This is a genomic window from Micromonospora sp. NPDC047812 (assembly GCF_040704175.1).
Taxonomy (GTDB): Bacteria; Actinomycetota; Actinomycetes; order Mycobacteriales; family Micromonosporaceae; genus Micromonospora.
Window position 1 is genome coordinate 1099064 of the sequence record NZ_JBEYRY010000001.1, and the last position, 16682, is coordinate 1115745.

Consider the following 16682-nt stretch of genomic DNA (forward strand, 5'->3'; position numbering starts at 1 on the left):
ACGCCGCGATCACCCGCGACGGTTAGAGCCTAGTATCTCGCCGGGGAGGGGGTCGATCGTGCTCCGACAGCAGGATGTGGGACATCGGATCGTCGTGCGCCGAATCGTGGGGATTCGCGAAGGTCGGCCGCTCTTCTCCGACGCCCTCGGCGAGCTGGTCGAGCTGAGCGAAACCCATCTCACACTCGCCACCGCGCAGGGCCGGCTCCGGGTCCCCGTGGCCGAGGTGCACCGGGCCAAGCGGGTGCCGCCGGCCCGCCGGCCCACCGCCGCCGCCGTCATCGAGCTGGAACTGGCCGCCGACGAGGCGTGGCCCGCCGCCGTACGCGGGCGGCTCGGCGACTGGCGGCTGCGCGCCGCCGACGGCTGGACCGGCCGGGCCAACTCGGCGCTGCCCGTGGGCGACCCGGACCGGCCCCTGCCCGCCGCGCTCGACGCGGTGGAGCGCTGGTACGCCGACCTCGGTCAACCGCCGATGGTCAACACCCCGCTGCCGCTCGCCGCCCCGGTCGGCGCGGAGCTGGACGCCCGTGGCTGGGTCGGCAGGCCGCCCGTGCTGGTGCAGACCGTGCCGCTGGCGGGGCTGCCGCCGGCCGGGCCGGAGCGCGTCGGAGCGCCGCCGGTCGAGCTGGCCGCCGATCCGTCGGACGACTGGCTCGCCGTCGCCGCCGGCCGCAAGGGCGGCCTGCCGGACGCCGCCCGGCACGTGCTCACCGCCGTGGACCAGGTCCGCTTCGCCCACGTGTACGCCGACGGCACGCTGCTCGCCATCGGTCGGGGCACGGTCACCGGGCAGGGGCGCTGGCTCGGGCTCAGCCTGATCGAGGTGCTGCCCGAGGCGAGGCGGCAGGGCCTGGCCGGCAGGATCATCCGGGCGCTCGCCGACTGGGGCGTGGCGACCGGCGCCTCGCGCGCCTTCCTCCAGGTCGAGCAGCGCAACACCCCGGCCGTGGCCCTCTACCGCACCCTCGGTTTCACCACCCACCACACCTACCTCACCCGCACCCCACCCCCCTGACCCGTCCGGGCCCTGACCCTCCCCCGCCTCGCCGCTCTCGCCCCCTCCCGCCGCCCCGCCTCGCCCCCTTGGCGTCGTCGATCATGAAGTTAGCGCACTCGGAAAGCGCGTTCCAGCGCGCTAACTTCATGATCGACCTTGCGGTGGAGGGCCGGCGGCCGGGCGCGGGGTGGGGTGGGTGGGTGGGGTGGGTGGGTGGGTGGGTGGGTGGTCAGCGGCGGACGACGCGGCGGGGCTTGGTGGCCCTGAGTTCGGCGTACCGCTTGAGCGACTGCGAGCGGTGGTCCAGGCCGAGCGTGGTGAGGAGCAGGTAGCCGAGCAGCACGCCCACGCCGGCCGCCGCGAGGTAGAGCCAGATCTGGGCGAAGAAGGTGCCCGCTCCCCCGCCGAACGGGTTCTCGCCGACCAGCAGCGGCCCGACCAGCACCGTCAGCAGCAGCGCGATCCCGACCGCGGCGGCCAGGTCGGCGCCCCAGGCCGAGACGGGCCGCCGCCTGCCCCACACGAAGGCGGCTGCCGCCAGGACCAGCCCGATCACCGCGAACATCCCCAGCGACACCCGGTCGGCGGCGGCCGTGTCGTCGCCGCCGAAGCCGAACCGGGTGACCAGCCGGGCGACCACGTTGACCGCGAACAGCGCGACCGCGAGAACTCCGGTCGCGCGCCACCGCTCACTCATCGCACGCCTCCCGCCGTACCGCCCGCTCCAGCGGCGGGCTTCCTGGCAGGAATGTCTACCACCGGAACCTGTGCGCCGTCAGTCCCCCGACCGGACCGGTGGCGGCGCCAGTACCTGCCGGAAACCCATCACCGCGAAGGTCATCGCGCCGGCCACGATCATCGCCAGGCCGACCCAGTTGTCGCCGGTGACGAGCAGGTCCCCCTCGGCGGTGCGGACCGCCGCCACGGCCATCAGGACGAACCAGGGCGTCGCGGGCAGCGCCACGGCCCACCGGCGACCGACGGCCTCGTGCGCGAACCAGCTCAGGGCGATGTTCGCGCCGATGGCGACGAGCACCGAGACGCCGATCAGCTGCCCGCCGACCCGGAGTGTGGCCAGCAGCAGCTCCAGCACCGCGGTGAGGACCCCAGCGAGGACGGCGACCAGCCCGCCGGCCACCCGCAGAACGAGGTCGAGCAGCCGCCGGGACCGCCCGGACGGTGGCGGCGGGGCGGTCTCCTGCGGGGCGGCCGACATCGACGCGACGGGCAGGGTCACCGGTTACCGGCCGCCGTGACCGGGGACCGGTCCGGGCCGTCGGCGACGTCGAGCCCGGCGAAGAGGTCGTCCTCCCAGCCGTACGGGCCGCTGCCCGGCCCCCGCTCGCCCACCGCGAGGGTGTAGTACTCCACGCCCATGAACTCGCTGCCGAAGTTGCCGGCGATCGAGTAGAGCCAGGAGGCGTCGGGGATCTGGGTGGCGTGCGCGCGCATCGCCGCCTCCTTGGCGGCGTGCTGGTCGGTGGCGTCGATCCGGGCGGCGATCTGCGCGTCCGGGGTGCCGAAGGGCAGCTCCGAGGTGTCCTGGATGCCGGCGAAGGGGTTGTCCGCCGACTCGGCGAAGTGGGTCAGGCCGGCCTCCAGCACGCTGAGCGGCATCGCCGTCCAGTAGACCTTCGCCGGGGCGAATCCCTCCGCGCCGGCCAGCTCGTACGCGCGCATCGCCACCCGGTGCGCCTGGATGTGGTCCGGGTGCCCGTAGAAGCCGTTGTCGTCGTACGTGACCATGACCTGCGGGCGTACCTCCCGCATGATCTCCACCAGGTGCCCGGCGGCCTCGTCGAGGTCGGCCTGCCAGAAGGCGCGGGGGTGCTCGTTGGTGGCGAGGCCCATCATGCCGGAGTCGCGGTAACGGCCGGCGCCGCCGAGGAAGCGGTGGTCGGTGACGCCGAGCGCGGCGCAGGCGGCGTTCAGCTCGGCGATCCGCCAGCCGCCGAGCTGGTCGGCCTCGCCCGCGGCGAGCTGGGCCAGCGCCGGCACGTGGATCTCGCCCTCCTCGCCGAGGGTGCAGGTCACCAGGGTGACGTGGGCGCCGGCGGCGGCGTAGTGCGCCATCGTCGAGCCGGTGCCGATGGACTCGTCGTCGGGGTGCGCGTGGACCAGCAGGAGGCGGCGGTCGGGCAGCGTCGTCACGCCGGTCACTCTAACCGGCGGTTCTCCTCCGCCGGCCCCGACGCGTCCGCGCAGGTCGGCCACATCACCCCCGGTCACCGCTCTACGATCTGGTCTGTGGACTTTCCGGAGCTGGCCGCCCGCACCCGCCGGTTCAGCCGCGGAGCGCCGCGGGCGGTCACCGTGGCCGACGACGGCTCCCGGGTGGTCTTCCTGCGGTCGGCCGGCCCGGAGGACCCGGCCGACGCGCTCTGGCTGCTCGACGTGGCGACCGGCGAGGAGCGGCTCGTCGCCGACCCGGCGGCGCTGCTCGGGGCCGACGCCGACGCCGACGCGCTGGGCCCGGGCGAGCGCGCGCTGCGCGAGCGGCTGCGCCTGAGCGCCTCCGGCATCGGCTCCTACACGCTGGACGGCGCCGGCCGGGTCGCGGTCTTCGCGCTGGCCGGGCGGCTGTTCCGGGCCGACCTGGTGCACGGCGACGTGGTCGAGGTGGCCACCGTCGGCCCGGTGCTCGACCCCCGGCCCGATCCCACGGGTCAGCGTCTGGCGTACGTCACCGACGCCGCCGAGGGGGTCCGTCGGGGGCAGCTGCGGGTGGTCGAACACGACGGCACGGACACCCTGCTGGCCGGCGAGGACTCCGGGGTGACCTGGGGGCTGGCCGAGCACATCGCGGCGGAGGAGTTCCACCGGTTCCGCGGCTACTGGTGGGCGCCGGACGGTCGTTCGGTGCTGGCCGCCCGGGTGGACGAGTCCCGCGTGCAACGCTGGCACCTGCACGACCCGGCCGACCCGGCGAGCCCGCCGACCACCGTCGCGTACCCCCGGGCGGGCACCGCGAACGCCGAGGTCAGCCTGCACCTGCTCGACCTCGACGACGGCTGGGTCGACGTGCACTGGGACCGGGAGACCTATCCGTACCTGGCGGCCGTGCACTGGGCCGAGGGGGGCCCGCTGATCACCGTGCTGCGCCGTTCCCAGCAGCACGGCCTGGTGCTGGCGATCGACCCGCGCACCGGCGAGACCCAGGTGCACGCCGAGCTGGCCGACCCACGCTGGGTGGAGCCGATCCCCGGCACCCCGGCGCACCTGCCGGACGGCCGGGTGCTCGTCGGCGGCGAACTCGCCCACGACGGGTACGACGCCCGCTGCCTCTTCGCCGACGGCACCCTGCTCACCCCGCCGTCGCTCTACGTCCGGCGGGTGGTGGGGCGGCTGCCCGGCGGCAGCGGCCCGGCCGACCTGCTGGTGGAGGCGAGCGACGGGGAGCCGAGCGAGCGGCACCTGTTCCGGGTGCGCACGACCATCGGCGGCGGCGTGGACGCGCGCCGGATCACCACCGACCCGGGCTGGCACACCGCCGCCGTGGGTGGGGACGTGCTGGTGGTGGGGAGCGCCTCGCTCGACCACGCGGGCACCCGGTGGACGGTGTGGCGGGGCGACCAGGAGGTGGCCGTGCTGCGCTCGCTCGCCGCCACCCCGCCGTACGCGCCACTGCCGCTGCTGGAGCGGGTCACCGACCGGCGGCTGCCGACGGCCGTGCTCTACCCGGACAACTACGTCACCGGCCGGCGGCTGCCGGTGCTGCTGGACGTCTACGGCGGACCGGGGCACCAGGAGGTGCTCGCGGCTCGTGGGGCGTGGCTAGAGCGGCAGTGGTGGGCCGACGCCGGCTTCGCGGTCGTCACCATCGACAACCGGGGCACGCCGGGCGTGGCCCCCTCCTTCGAGAAGGCGATCCACCGGCGGGTGGCCGACGTCGTCCTGCTCGACCAGGTGGACGCGCTCACCGCGTTGGCCGGCAAGCACCCCGACCTGGACCTGGAGCGGGTGGCGGTGCGCGGCTGGTCGTTCGGCGGCTGGCTGGCCGGGCTGGCGGTGCTGCGGCACCCGGAGCTGTTCCGGTGCGGCATCGTGGGGGCGCCGGTCACCGACTGGGCGCTGTACGACACGGCCTACACGGAGCGCTACCTGGGCCTGCCGGACGACGGCACGGACATCTACGCGCACCACTCGCTGGTGGAGCTGGCCGGCGAGCCGGTGCAGCGGCCGGAGGAGGCCCGGCCGCTGCTGCTGGTGCACGGCCTGGTCGACGACAACGTGGTGGCCGCGCACACGCTGCGGCTGTCGGCGGCGCTGCTGGCGACCGGCCGGCCGCACTCGGTGCTCCCGCTGACCGGGGCCACCCACATGGCCGCCGGCGGCACCGCCGAACGCCTGCTCAGGCTCGAACTCGACTTCGTCCGCCGCCACCTCTAGGCGCGCCCGACCCGGCCGTCCCCCGCCGCGACCCGGCCGTCCCCGCCGCGGGCCGGCCGTCCCCGCCGCGGGCCGGCCGCCTCCCGCCGGGCAGCCGTTCTCCAACCCCGGGCGTCGGCACCCGGTCGGGGTGGCCGCCGGGCAGGTCGCGGGTGGGCGGCCCACAGACACGGCGACCCCCGGCCGACGACGTTGTCGACCGGGGGTCGGTCCGTGCGTGTCACCGCTGGGGTGTCATCGCGTCACGGGTGGTGTCACTGCTTGACGTAGGCGTCCACGAAGCTCGGCCAGCCGAAGATGCTGCCGATGAAGACGCCGCCGGCCTTCTCGCCGTGCGCGATGGAGACCACCTCGACGTAGAGCGGCACCGCCGGCGCCGTCTCCTTCATCAGCCGCTCGTCGATCTTGCTCCACTCGTCGGCCTGCTTGGCCGGGTCGAGCGCGAGGATCCGGTCGAACTCCGCGTTGAGCGCCTCGTTGTTGAGCTGCGAGGTGTTGCTGTTGCCCTCGGCCTTGATGCCGCGGCCGTCGAAGAGCACCGGCAGGATCGACGCGCCGCTGGGCCAGTCGGCCGCCCACGAGTCGACCCAGATGTCGTACGGGTTGTCCTTCTTCTTCACCGTGTCGAGGAAGCCGTCCTCGGGGATCGTCTTGATCGTGACGGTGAAGCCGGCCTTCTCCAGCGCGTTCTTGATCTGCGTGGCCCGCTCCTGGGAGCTGGTCACGTCGGAGGTGAGCAGCACCAGGTTCTGCGTCTTGCCCGCGAGCAGCTCCTTGGCCTTCTCCGGGTTGCCGCTGTCGCCGGCCGGGTACGCGTCGAACTGCTTGTAGCCGAGCGTGGTGGGCGGCAGCAGCGTCGTCATCGGCACGGCGCCGTAGGGACCGCCGAGGTTCTTGGTGATGCTGGTGCGGTCGATCGCGTGGTTGATCGCCTGCCGCACCGACAGGTCGGTGACCCGGGCGGTGTTGATGCTCAGGCGGTACGCGTTCGGCGTGGCCGCGACGATCATCCGCTCCTTGAGCTTGGGGTCGCCGGTGACCTTGGCGATCAGCTCCGACGGGACACCGCCGGTGGCGACCGCCGCCGCGTCGTTGCCGGTGCCGGCGAGCACCCGGTTGGTCTGGGCGGCCTGGTCCGCGCCGAGCGACCAGACGAACTTGTCCGGGTACTGGTGGCGCACGGCGTCGGTGGCCGGGTCCCAGTGCTCGTTGCGCTCGAGCACGATCTCGACGCCCGGGGTGTGCTTGGTGAACTTGTACGGGCCCGACGAGAACGGCTGGTTGTCCAGGTTGACGCCGGTGTCCTTGTCGGCCGGCAGCGGCGCGGTGGCCGGCAGCGAGACGGCGAACGGCAGGTCACAGCGGGGCTTGTTGAACTCGAACCGCAGGGTCCGCTCGTCCGGCGTGGTCAGCCCCGGCGGCAGCGAGGTCTTGTTGGCCTTGAAGTCCCACTTGGTGTCGTACTGCGGGCTGTCGACCAGCCACTCCTGGAGGTAGGTCGGGCCGCCGGTGAGGTCCGGGTCGAAGGACCGGGCGATGCCGTACGCGATCTCCTTGCTGGTGATCGGCCGGCCGTCCTCGAACTTCACCCCCTGCTTGACCTTGAACTCCCAGACCTTGCAGTCGTTGTTGACGTTGGTGCCGGGGGTCTCGGCCAGGTCACCGACCAGGGTGACGTTGCCCTTGCCGTCGTCCTTGAACGTGGTGAGGAAGCGGGCGTAGAGCTGGCTCCCCATCAGGCCGGCGAACGAGTAGATCCGCTGCGGGTCCATGTGGGAGATCTTGTTCTCCCGCAGGATGTAGAACGTGCCGCCCTTGGCCGCGCCGGGCACCTCCGGCGCCGGGCCGAGGGAGTCCTTGGGGTCGGTGGCGATGGCACCGGTGCGCGGCTTGGTGGTGTCCACCCCGCCGGTGTCGTCACCGGTGTTCTCGCTGCACGCACCGAGGGAAACCATCAGTGCGATCGCACCGCCCAGGGCGGTGACGCGTCTTGCTCGCATACTCACTCCTCCGGATCGCCGATGAAGGAAAGCTTCGCCTAGCCTTCAATGACGGTAAATTTCGAGCAGATAACGGGGCTACAACGATCGGCACCCCGCACGCCGCGGGTCAGCCGAGGCGCACCCGGGGGTCGATGAACGCGTAGAGCATGTCGACGAGCATGTTGGCGACCACCACGAACAGCGCGGCGATCAGCACGGTCCCCATGATGGTCGGCAGGTCCCCCTGGCTGACCGCCTCCACCGCCGTACGTCCGAGTCCCTGGATGCCGAAGGTGGTCTCGGTGATCACCGTGCCGCCGAGCGCCGTGCCCACGTCGAGACCGGCGATGGTGACGATCGGCGTGATCGCCGCGCGCAGCGCGTGCTTGCCGTAGACCTGCCGCTTCGGCATGCCCTTGGCCCGGGCGGTACGCACGTAGTCCTCGGAGAGCGTCTCCAGCATCTGGGCCCGGGACAGCCGGGCGTAGATCGCGGAGAAGAGCAGCGCCAGGGTGATCCAGGCCAGCACCAGGCCCCGCGCCCACTCCACGGGATTCTCGAACAGCGACGTGTAGCGCGGTGTGGGCAGGATCCGCAGGGTGTAGACGAAGATCAGCAACAGGACCGCGCCGACGAAGTAGAGCTGGAGCGAGGCGAAGGTCAGGGTGAGGCCGATCGAGATCCGGTCCAGCAGCGAGCCGCGCCGCAGGGCCGAGACCATGCCGAGCCCGACCCCGATCGCGAGCCACAGCACCGCCGCGGGCAGGACGATGCTCAACGTCACCGGCAGCACCCGGGCGAAGGTGTCGGTGACCGCCTCGCTGTTGACGTACGAGTAGCCGAGGCAGGGCGCCGCGCACTCGCCGCCCTGCGCGCTGCCCAGGTCGCGGCCGACGAAGATGCCCTTCATGTAGTCGGCGTACTGCTGCACCTTCGGCTCGTTGAGCCCCAGTTCCGTCCGCACCCGCTCCAGGCGCTCGGCGTTGCAGTTCTTCGGGCACATGCCGGTCACCGGGTCGGCGGGCAGCGCGAAGAACAGCAGGAAGCTGACCACACTCACCGCGAACAGCACCGAGATCGCCAGCAGCACCCGCTTCAGCAGGAAGCGCACCATGCGCAGTACCCCTTACCGTGACGACTTCGGGTCGAGCGCGTCACGCAACGCGTCGCCGAAGAGGTTGAACGCCAGCACGAGCGCGAAGATCGTGATGCCGGGGAAGAAGACGTATGCCGGGTCGGTCTGCAGGTAGTCGATGCTCCGGTAGATCATCCGGCCGAAGCTGGGCACCGACTCGGGCAGCCCTACGCCGAGGAAGGACAGCGCCGCCTCGCTGGTCACGTACGACGGCACCAGCAGCGAGAACGACACCAGGATCGGGGCCCAGATGTTCGGCAGCAGCTGCCGGAAGAGCATGTGCCCGAGCCCCGCGCCGCTGGCCTTGGCCGCCTCCACGAACTCGCGTTCGCGCAGCGACACCACCTGACCGCGGACCAGCCGCGCGGTGCTGGTCCAGCCGAACGCGGTGAAGACCACGATCAGCGTGGTGACCGCGAACCAGGTCGGCACCTCGTCGCGCGGTCCGTAGAAGCGCAGCGAGAACGTCGGCACCACGGCCAACGCGAAGATCAGGAACGGCATCGCCAGCGCCACGTCGGTGATCCAGCTGATCACCGCGTCCACCACCCCGCCGAGGTAGCCGGCGAGGATGCCGAGGACCACGCCGATCGTGGTGGTGATCAGGGCCGCGCCGAGCGCGATCAGCAGCGAGGTGCGGATGCCGTAGATCATCCGCATGAAGATGTCCCGGCCCAGGCCGGGCTCCAGACCGAACCAGTGGTCGCCGCTGATCCCGCCGACGTATCCCAGCGGCATCCCGGTGCTGTCCAGCAGCTCGCCGAACTGCTCGTTCGGCGTCACCCCGTAGAGCCGCTGGACCAGGGGCGCGCCCACCGCCAGCAGCACGAAGAAGACCAGCACCACGCCGCTCACCAGGGCGGTGCGGTCGCTGCGCAGCCGGCTGCGGACGAGCTGACCCGGCGAGCGGCCGACCAGCGTCTTCCCCTCGCCGGCGTCGCCGCCGGACTCGATCTCGGCCAGCGCCGTGCCCTCGACCGGGGACAAGCTCACTTCGACACCTCCTCGGCGGTCGTGCCGGCCCCGGCCGTCCCGGGGTCCGCCGGCCGCGCGTCGTCACCGGCCGGTCCCGTGGTGGCGCCGACCGGCCCCGTCTCGGGGAAGTGGCAGGCGGTGGCCTGGTCGCCACCGCGCGGCACCAGCGCCGGCTCCTCGGTGGCGCACCGCTCCTGCGCCTTCCAGCACCGGGTGCGGAAACGGCAACCCGACGGCGGGTCCAGCGGCGTCGGGACGTCCCCCGAGAGCCGGATCCGGCCCGCCGCGCCGAGCTGGGTGACGTCGGGGATGGCCGAGAGCAGGGCCCGGGTGTACGGATGCTGCGGGCGTTCGTAGATGTCGTCCCGGTCGCCGATCTCGACGACCTTGCCCAGGTACATGACGGCGACCCGCTGGCAGAAGTGCCGCACCACGGCCAGGTCGTGCGCGATGAAGACGAACGCCAGACCGAGGTCGCGTTGCAGGTCGCGCAGCAGGTTGACCACCTGTGCCTGGATCGACACGTCCAGGGCGGAGACCGGCTCGTCGGCGACGATCAGCTTGGGTTGCAGGGCGAGCGCGCGGGCGATGCCGATGCGCTGCCGCTGGCCGCCGGAGAACTCGTGCGGGTAGCGGTTGTAGTGCTCCGGGTTCAGCCCGACCAGTTCCAGCAGCTCCTGGACCCGCTTCTTCACCCCGCCCGGCGGGTCGATCCCGTTGACCTGCAACGGCATCGCCACGATCCGGCCCACGGTGTGCCGGGGGTTCAGCGACGCGTAGGGGTCCTGGAAGATGATCTGGAGGTCCTGCCGCAGCGCCCGCAGCTCGCGGCGGCCCGCGTGGGTGATGTCCCGCCCGGCGAACTCGATGCTGCCCGCCGTGGGCTCCAGCAGGCGTACCAGCATCCGTCCGGTGGTCGTCTTGCCGCAGCCGGACTCGCCCACCAGGCCGAGCGTCTCGCCCGGCCGCACGTCGAAGTCCAGCCCGTCCACGGCCCGGACCAGGCCGGTGCGCCGCAGGCCGTCGCGCACCGGGAAGTGCTTGGCCAGCCCGCGTACCCGCAGCAGCGGCTCAGCGGTCTCCACACTCATCGGGGCCGGGCCACCTTCGTTCGCGACTGCGGGACTCCGCTGCGCTGCGTTCCTCGCGCTCACCGGGCCACTCCCACGTGTGCGATGTCCTCCGCGTACAGCCGGGTCCGGTCGTCGGCGGAGAGGTGGCAGGCCACCAGGTGGCCGGGCGCGCCCGCCGGGCGCAGCTCCGGGACCTCCGTGCGGGACCGGTCGCCGTTGCGGTCGGCGTAGCGGCAGCGCGGGTGGAAGGCGCAGCCGGACGGCAGGTTGATCAGGCTCGGCGGGTTGCCCCTGATCGGCATCAGGTCCGCGTCGGCGTCGCCGTGCAGCGAGGGCACGCTGGAGAGCAGACCCCAGGTGTACGGGTGCTGCGGCCGGCGCAGCACCTGCTCGACGCTGCCGTGCTCGACGGCCCGCCCGCCGTACATGACCAGCACCTCGTCCGCGACCTGGCCGACCACGCCCAGGTCGTGAGTGATCAGGATGATCGCGGAGTGGAACTCGGCCTGGAGGTCGGCCAGCAGGTCGAGGATCTGCGCCTGCACCGTCACGTCCAGGGCGGTGGTCGGCTCGTCGGCGATCAGCAGGTCCGGGTCGTTGACCAGCGCCATGGCGATCATCGCCCGCTGCCGCATGCCCCCGGAGAACTCGTGCGGGTACTGGTCGAAGCGGCGGGCCGGCTGCGGGATGCCGACCCGGCCCAGCATGTCCACCGCGCGCTTGCGGGCCTCGCGCTTGCCGGCCTTCGGGTGGTGCACCCGGTACGCCTCGGCGATCTGCCGGCCGACCGTGTAGTACGGGTGCAGCGCGGACAGCGGATCCTGGAAGATCATCGCCATGTCCCGGCCGCGCAGCCGGCGTACCTCCTCGTCCGGCAGGCCGACCAGCTGGCGGCCGCCGACGGAGATCTCCCCGGTGATGGTGGTCCGCTTGGCGCCGTGCAGCCCGAGGATGGCCAGTGAGGTGACGCTCTTGCCCGAGCCGGACTCACCGACGATGCCGAGGGTGCGTCCCCGCGCCACCTCGAACGACACCCCGTCGACCGCGCGCACCACGCCGTCCTCGGTGTCGAACCGGACCCGCAGGTCGCTCACCCGCAGGTAGGGGTCCTGGCCGGAGCGCTGCTCCGGCACGCTGGGGCGGTCCGGTTTCCCGGACGTCGCCGACTCCGGCCTGTCCACGACCCCTCCCTCAGTGACGAAGAGAACTTACAGGAAAGCACTGAGGGTGAAAATAAGCTACATAACCGGAGCTGTCAGCGGGCCACAGCGTAACGACTCTGCAACGGGCGTGAACAGCCCTCACCTCGGCATTCACCGGTGTTGACCTCCCGCACCCGGACAGCGGGTGCGACGATGGGCGCGGCAGTCCCGCAAGGATGTCCCCCGGCACGAGGTGGAGGTGACGATGACCGCGGCGGTGTTCGGCCACGACGGCCCGTGGAGCGAAGAGGAGTACCTCGCCCTCGGCGAGACGCAGCAGCGCGTCGAACTCTTCGACGGGAGCCTCCACGTGACCCCAGCCCCCACGCCCCGCCACCAGCGCATCTCACGCAGGTTGGGCAACATCCTCGAACCCGCCGCCGAAGCTCTCGGACTGGAACTGCTGGAGGCGGTGAACGTCCGGCTCCGGCCGGGTCGCATCCCCATCCCCGACCTCGTCGTCACGGCACCGATCGACCTCGACGACCCCTGGATCGAGGCGGCCGACGTGAAGCTCGTCTGCGAGGTCATCTCGCCGGGCAACGCGGCCACCGACAAGGTGCTCAAGATGCACTACTACGCGGCGGCCGGCATCGAGTGGTATCTGCTGGTGGAGCAGGAGACGCTGACCGTGCACGTCTACCGGCGGCGGGGCGCCCACTACGTCGAGCGGTCGGTGACCAAGGCCGGCGAGACGCTGGAGCTGACCGAGCCGGTCCGGGCCACGATCCGGCCGGCGGACCTGCTCGCCTGACGGGCCACCGCCACTCCGGGTGAGCCGCTCCGGTACGCCGGACAGGCGCCGGGTGAGGTTCTTAACATCCGGACATCGATCATCATGCGGGGCTTTCCACCGGCCGGGACACACGGGACACTGCCTTGCGCGGACGGCTCGCGAAGATCGGCGTAACGTGTGTCACTTAGCTGCGCCGTATCGCTGGCGCGGTCGTTGGTGTGCGCATGACGTGGCAAGCGGGTGCGGGTTCGCCGGTCCGCGTGCCGACCGGAAACTTGATCCGCCCGTGAGGGTCCTGTCAGGGAGACGACTCGAATGACATCAACGGCAACGAGGCCGCGGGGAGCGCGGGCGCGCGCCGCCATCGCGGCGAAGACGTTGCGAACCGACCGCTGGTGGCTCGCCCCGCTGATCACCGTGATCGGGCTCGGCGCGTGGGTGGCGTACGCGACGGTCCGGGTCTTCATGCACGACTTCTACTGGGTCGAGGACTACCACTACCTGACCCCGTTCTACTCCCCCTGCGTGACCGACCGGTGCCTGCCGGAGGCCGCACACTTCGGACGGTTCCTGCCCGGCTGGTGGATCATCCCGGACGCGGCCCTGACGCTGCCGTTCCTGCTGCTGTTCCGGCTCACCTGCTACTACTACCGCAAGGCGTACTACCGGTCGTTCTGGCTGTCGCCGCCCGCCTGCGCGGTGCCGGACGGGCACCAGTCCTACAGCGGTGAGACCCGGTTCCCGCTGCTCGGGCAGAACCTGCACCGCTACTTCTTCTACGCCGCCGCGGTCATCTCGCTGATCAACACCTGGGACGCGGTCCTGGCCTTCCACTCCCCCAAGGGCTTCGGCTTCGGGCTGGGCAACATCATCCTGCTCGCCAACGTGGTGATGCTGTGGGCGTACACGATCTCCTGCCACTCGTGCCGGCACATCATCGGCGGGCGGCTCAAGCACTTCTCCAAGCACCCGGTGCGCTACCGGGCCTGGACCTTCGTCTCGGCCCTGAACGTCCGGCACATGCAGCTCGCCTGGATCACCCTCGGCACGCTGGCCCTGACGGACTTCTACGTCATGGCGCTGGCGGCCGGCTGGTTCAACGACCTGCGGTTCATCAACTAGAGGGCCCCTGACATGACGAACACCACGCGAATCGAACGACACCACTACGACGTCGTCGTGATCGGGGCCGGCGGCGCCGGCCTGCGCGCCGCGATCGAGGCCCGCCTCGCCGGCAAGAAGACCGCGATCATCTCCAAGTCGCTCTTCGGCAAGGCGCACACGGTGATGGCCGAGGGCGGCGCCGCCGCCGCGATGGGGAACGTGAACAGCCGGGACAACTGGCAGGTGCACTTCCGCGACACGATGCGCGGCGGCAAGTTCCTCAACAACTTCCGGATGGCCGAGCTGCACGCGAAGGAGTCGCCGCAGCGGATCTGGGAGCTGGAGACGTACGGCGCGCTCTTCGACCGCACCAAGGACGGGAAGATCTCGCAGCGCAACTTCGGTGGCCACGAGTACCCCCGCCTGGCGCACGTCGGCGACCGGACCGGCCTGGAGCTGATCCGCACCCTCCAGCAGAAGATCGTGTCGCTCCAGCAGGAGGACAAGCGCGACCACGGCTCGTACGACGCCCGGATCAAGGTCTTCTCCGAGACCACGATCACCGAGCTGCTGCTCGACGGCGACCGGATCGCCGGCGCGTTCGGGTACTACCGCGAGTCCGGCGAGTTCGTCCTGTTCGAGGCGCCGGCGGTGGTGCTGGCGACCGGCGGCGTCGGCCGCTCCTACAAGGTCACCTCGAACTCCTGGGAGTACACGGGCGACGGGCACGCGCTGGCGCTGCGGGCCGGCGCGACGCTGATCAACATGGAGTTCCTCCAGTTCCACCCGACCGGCATGGTCTGGCCGCCGTCGGTGAAGGGCATCCTGGTCACCGAGTCGGTGCGCGGCGACGGCGGCGTGCTGAAGAACTCCGACGGCAAGCGGTTCATGTTCGACTACGTCCCCGACGTCTTCCGCAAGCAGTACGCGGAGACCGAGGAGGAGGCGGACCGCTGGTACACCGACCCGGACAACAACCGGCGCCCGCCTGAGCTGCTGCCCCGTGACGAGGTGGCCCGGGCGATCAACAGCGAGGTCAAGGCCGGGCGGGGCACGCCGGCGGGCGGCGTCTACCTGGACATCGCCTCCCGCAAGCCGGCGGAGGAGATTCGCCGTCGGCTGCCGTCGATGTACCACCAGTTCAAGGAGCTGGCCGACGTCGACATCACCAAGGAGCCGATGGAGGTCGGGCCCACCTGTCACTACGTGATGGGCGGCGTCGAGGTCGACCCGGACAGCGGGGCCGCGTTCGGCCACGTGCGGGGGCTCTTCGCCGCGGGCGAGGTGTCCGGCGGCATGCACGGCTCCAACCGGCTCGGTGGCAACTCCCTGTCCGACCTGCTGGTGTTCGGCAAGCGCGCGGGCGGCCACGCCGCCACGTACGCCGACAGCCTCCCCGCGCGCCCGAAGGTGGGCGTCGCCGCCGTGGAGGCCGCGGTGGAGACGGCCCTCGCCCCGTTGCAGCGGGACACCGGCGAGAGCCCGTACACCCTCCAGCAGGACCTCCAGGCGGTGATGGGCGACCTGGTCGGCATCATCCGCCGGGAGAGCGAGCTGGAGGACGCGCTGGTCAGGCTGGCGGAGCTGCGGGAGCGGGTGGCGAAGGTCAGCGCGAGCGGCGGCCGGCGCTACAACCCGGGCTGGCACCTGGCGCTCGACCTGCGCAACATGCTGGTGGTCTCGGAGTGCACCGCGAAGGCGGCGCTGGAGCGGCGGGAGTCGCGCGGCGGCCACACCCGGGAGGACCACCCCGCGATGGACCCGGCGTGGCGTCGGGTCAACCTGGTCTGCTCCCTCGACGGCGACACGGTGCGCCTGGAGCGCAAGCCGCTGCCGAGGATGCGCCCGGAGCTGATCGGCCTCTTCGACCGCGCGGAGCTGGCCAAGTACCTCACGGACGAGGAACTCGCCGAGTTCGACGCCCAGGTCGCCGACGTCGAGACCGAGAAGGAGCGCTGACGCAATGGGTAACCAGAACCCCCAGGGGCCCGGGAAGGCGGGCGCGAAGCGCCAGTTCCGCATCTGGCGCGGCGACGAGAACGGCGGCGACCTCCAGGACTACATGGTGGAGGTAAACGAGGGCGAGGTGGTCCTCGACGTCATCCACCGGCTCCAGGCGACCGACGCGCCCGACCTGGCCTGCCGCTGGAACTGCAAGGCCGGCAAGTGCGGCTCCTGCTCGATGGAGATCAACGGCAAGCCGCGGCTGAGCTGCATGACCCGGATGTCCACCTTCACGGAGGACGAGACGGTCACGGTCACCCCGCTGCGCACCTTCCCGGTGATCCGGGACCTGGTCACCGACGTCTCGTTCAACTACGAGAAGGCGCGGGAGACGCCGGCGTTCGCGCCGCCGGCCGACCTGGCGCCCGGCGAGTACCGGATGCAGCAGGTCGACGTGGAGCGCTCGCAGGAGTTCCGCAAGTGCATCGAGTGCTTCCTGTGCCAGAACGTCTGCCACGTCATCCGCGACCACGAGGAGAACAAGCAGGCGTTCTCCGGGCCGCGGTACTTCATCCGGGCAGCCGAGCTGGACATGCACCCGCTTGACGCGAAGAGCGACCGCAAGGAGTACGCGCAGGCCGAGCAGGGCCTCGGATTCTGCAACATCACCAAGTGCTGCACCGAGGTCTGCCCGGAGCACATCAAGATCACGGACAACGGGATCATCCCCATGAAGGAGCGGGTCGTCGACCGCAGGTACGATCCCCTTGTGTGGCTTGGTAGCAAGATCTTCCGGAGGGGTCAGGTGCCTCAGACCAGCGTGACCAGCGAACACGTCAGCGGTGCGGTGCGCGGCAGCGCGGCGCACGGGGGCGTGCACTCGCACGCGGGCGGCTCCCACGACCCGCGGGCCGAGGTGCAGGCGCAGCGCGGCGTCAACTGGGACCGCGAGGTGCCGAGGCCGACCGCGCCGGCCGTCGACGACCACGGCAAGCTGCCGCTGACGGAGCTGACGTTCGACCGGGCTGCGGCGCCGTCGCCGTTCGGCGACGACGTGACCTTCCCGCTGCCGCCGGAGCACCTGAACTTCGCCCACCCGGAGCAGGACAAGCACTGAGTGCGCTGACGATGACGGGGGCCGC

At 71.7% G+C, this 16682-nt stretch carries 14 protein-coding genes; 6 read left to right on the forward strand and 8 right to left on the reverse strand.

The annotated features are described in order from the left end of the window. Window positions 1-58 precede the first annotated feature (58 nt). Complete coding sequence (locus AB0883_RS04995) at window positions 59-1018, forward strand: GNAT family N-acetyltransferase (protein WP_366639517.1); 960 nt, start codon at window positions 59-61, stop codon at window positions 1016-1018. Between the two features lie 211 nt (window positions 1019-1229). On the opposite strand, the gene AB0883_RS05000 is transcribed toward AB0883_RS04995, so the two are convergent. The 3 genes from AB0883_RS05000 to mshB form a co-directional block, all read right to left on the reverse strand. After that, window positions 1230-1697 (reverse strand): hypothetical protein, encoded by a 468-nt coding sequence (locus AB0883_RS05000; RefSeq protein ID WP_366639519.1) that lies wholly within the window; start codon window positions 1695-1697, stop codon window positions 1230-1232. A gap of 78 nt (window positions 1698-1775) precedes the next feature. After that, entirely contained in the window at window positions 1776-2216 is a 441-nt protein-coding gene (locus tag AB0883_RS05005; protein ID WP_366640302.1) for a hypothetical protein, read from the reverse strand. A gap of 17 nt (window positions 2217-2233) precedes the next feature. After that, window positions 2234-3160, reverse strand: coding sequence for an N-acetyl-1-D-myo-inositol-2-amino-2-deoxy-alpha-D-glucopyranoside deacetylase (gene mshB / locus AB0883_RS05010; RefSeq protein ID WP_366639520.1), 927 nt, complete (start codon window positions 3158-3160; stop codon window positions 2234-2236). Between the two features lie 87 nt (window positions 3161-3247). On the opposite strand from mshB, the gene AB0883_RS05015 reads away from it, so the two are divergent. Further along, the gene (locus AB0883_RS05015) at window positions 3248-5389 is read left to right on the forward strand and encodes a prolyl oligopeptidase family serine peptidase (protein WP_366639522.1); all 2142 of its coding nucleotides are present in this window, start codon (window positions 3248-3250) and stop codon (window positions 5387-5389) included. 254 nt (window positions 5390-5643) lie between these two features. On the opposite strand, the gene AB0883_RS05020 is transcribed toward AB0883_RS05015, so the two are convergent. From AB0883_RS05020 to AB0883_RS05040, 5 genes are all read right to left on the reverse strand, one after another. After that, the gene (locus AB0883_RS05020) at window positions 5644-7389 is read right to left on the reverse strand and encodes an ABC transporter substrate-binding protein (protein ID WP_366639524.1); all 1746 of its coding nucleotides are present in this window, start codon (window positions 7387-7389) and stop codon (window positions 5644-5646) included. A gap of 109 nt (window positions 7390-7498) precedes the next feature. Further along, on the reverse strand, window positions 7499-8485 hold the full coding sequence (locus AB0883_RS05025; protein WP_366639525.1) for an ABC transporter permease: 987 nt from the start codon (window positions 8483-8485) through the stop codon (window positions 7499-7501). Window positions 8486-8497: 12 nt separating this feature from the next. Next, on the reverse strand, window positions 8498-9499 hold the full coding sequence (locus AB0883_RS05030; RefSeq protein WP_151455021.1) for an ABC transporter permease: 1002 nt from the start codon (window positions 9497-9499) through the stop codon (window positions 8498-8500). Further along, window positions 9496-10572 (reverse strand): dipeptide ABC transporter ATP-binding protein, encoded by a 1077-nt coding sequence (locus AB0883_RS05035; RefSeq protein WP_366639526.1) that lies wholly within the window; start codon window positions 10570-10572, stop codon window positions 9496-9498. Before AB0883_RS05035 ends, AB0883_RS05030 begins: the two co-directional genes overlap by 4 nt. 59 nt (window positions 10573-10631) lie before the next feature. Next, window positions 10632-11735, reverse strand: a complete 1104-nt coding sequence (locus AB0883_RS05040; RefSeq protein WP_366639528.1) for an ABC transporter ATP-binding protein — start codon at window positions 11733-11735, stop codon at window positions 10632-10634. Between the two features lie 226 nt (window positions 11736-11961). Here AB0883_RS05040 and AB0883_RS05045 point away from each other — a divergent pair, with 226 nt between their 5' ends. The 4 genes from AB0883_RS05045 (at window position 11962) to AB0883_RS05060 (ending at window position 16657) form a co-directional block, all read left to right on the forward strand. Beyond that, window positions 11962-12510, forward strand: a complete 549-nt coding sequence (locus AB0883_RS05045) for a Uma2 family endonuclease (protein ID WP_366639529.1) — start codon at window positions 11962-11964, stop codon at window positions 12508-12510. A gap of 297 nt (window positions 12511-12807) precedes the next feature. Next, window positions 12808-13614 carry a hypothetical protein gene (locus tag AB0883_RS05050; RefSeq protein WP_366639530.1) on the forward strand — a complete coding sequence of 269 codons (807 nt, stop codon included), beginning with the start codon at window positions 12808-12810 and terminating at the stop codon, window positions 13612-13614. Between the two features lie 12 nt (window positions 13615-13626). Continuing rightward, on the forward strand, window positions 13627-15555 hold the full coding sequence (locus tag AB0883_RS05055; RefSeq protein WP_366639532.1) for a fumarate reductase/succinate dehydrogenase flavoprotein subunit: 1929 nt from the start codon (window positions 13627-13629) through the stop codon (window positions 15553-15555). A gap of 4 nt (window positions 15556-15559) precedes the next feature. Continuing rightward, on the forward strand, window positions 15560-16657 hold the full coding sequence (locus tag AB0883_RS05060) for a succinate dehydrogenase/fumarate reductase iron-sulfur subunit (protein ID WP_366639533.1): 1098 nt from the start codon (window positions 15560-15562) through the stop codon (window positions 16655-16657). The last annotated feature ends 25 nt before the right edge of the window (window positions 16658-16682 follow it).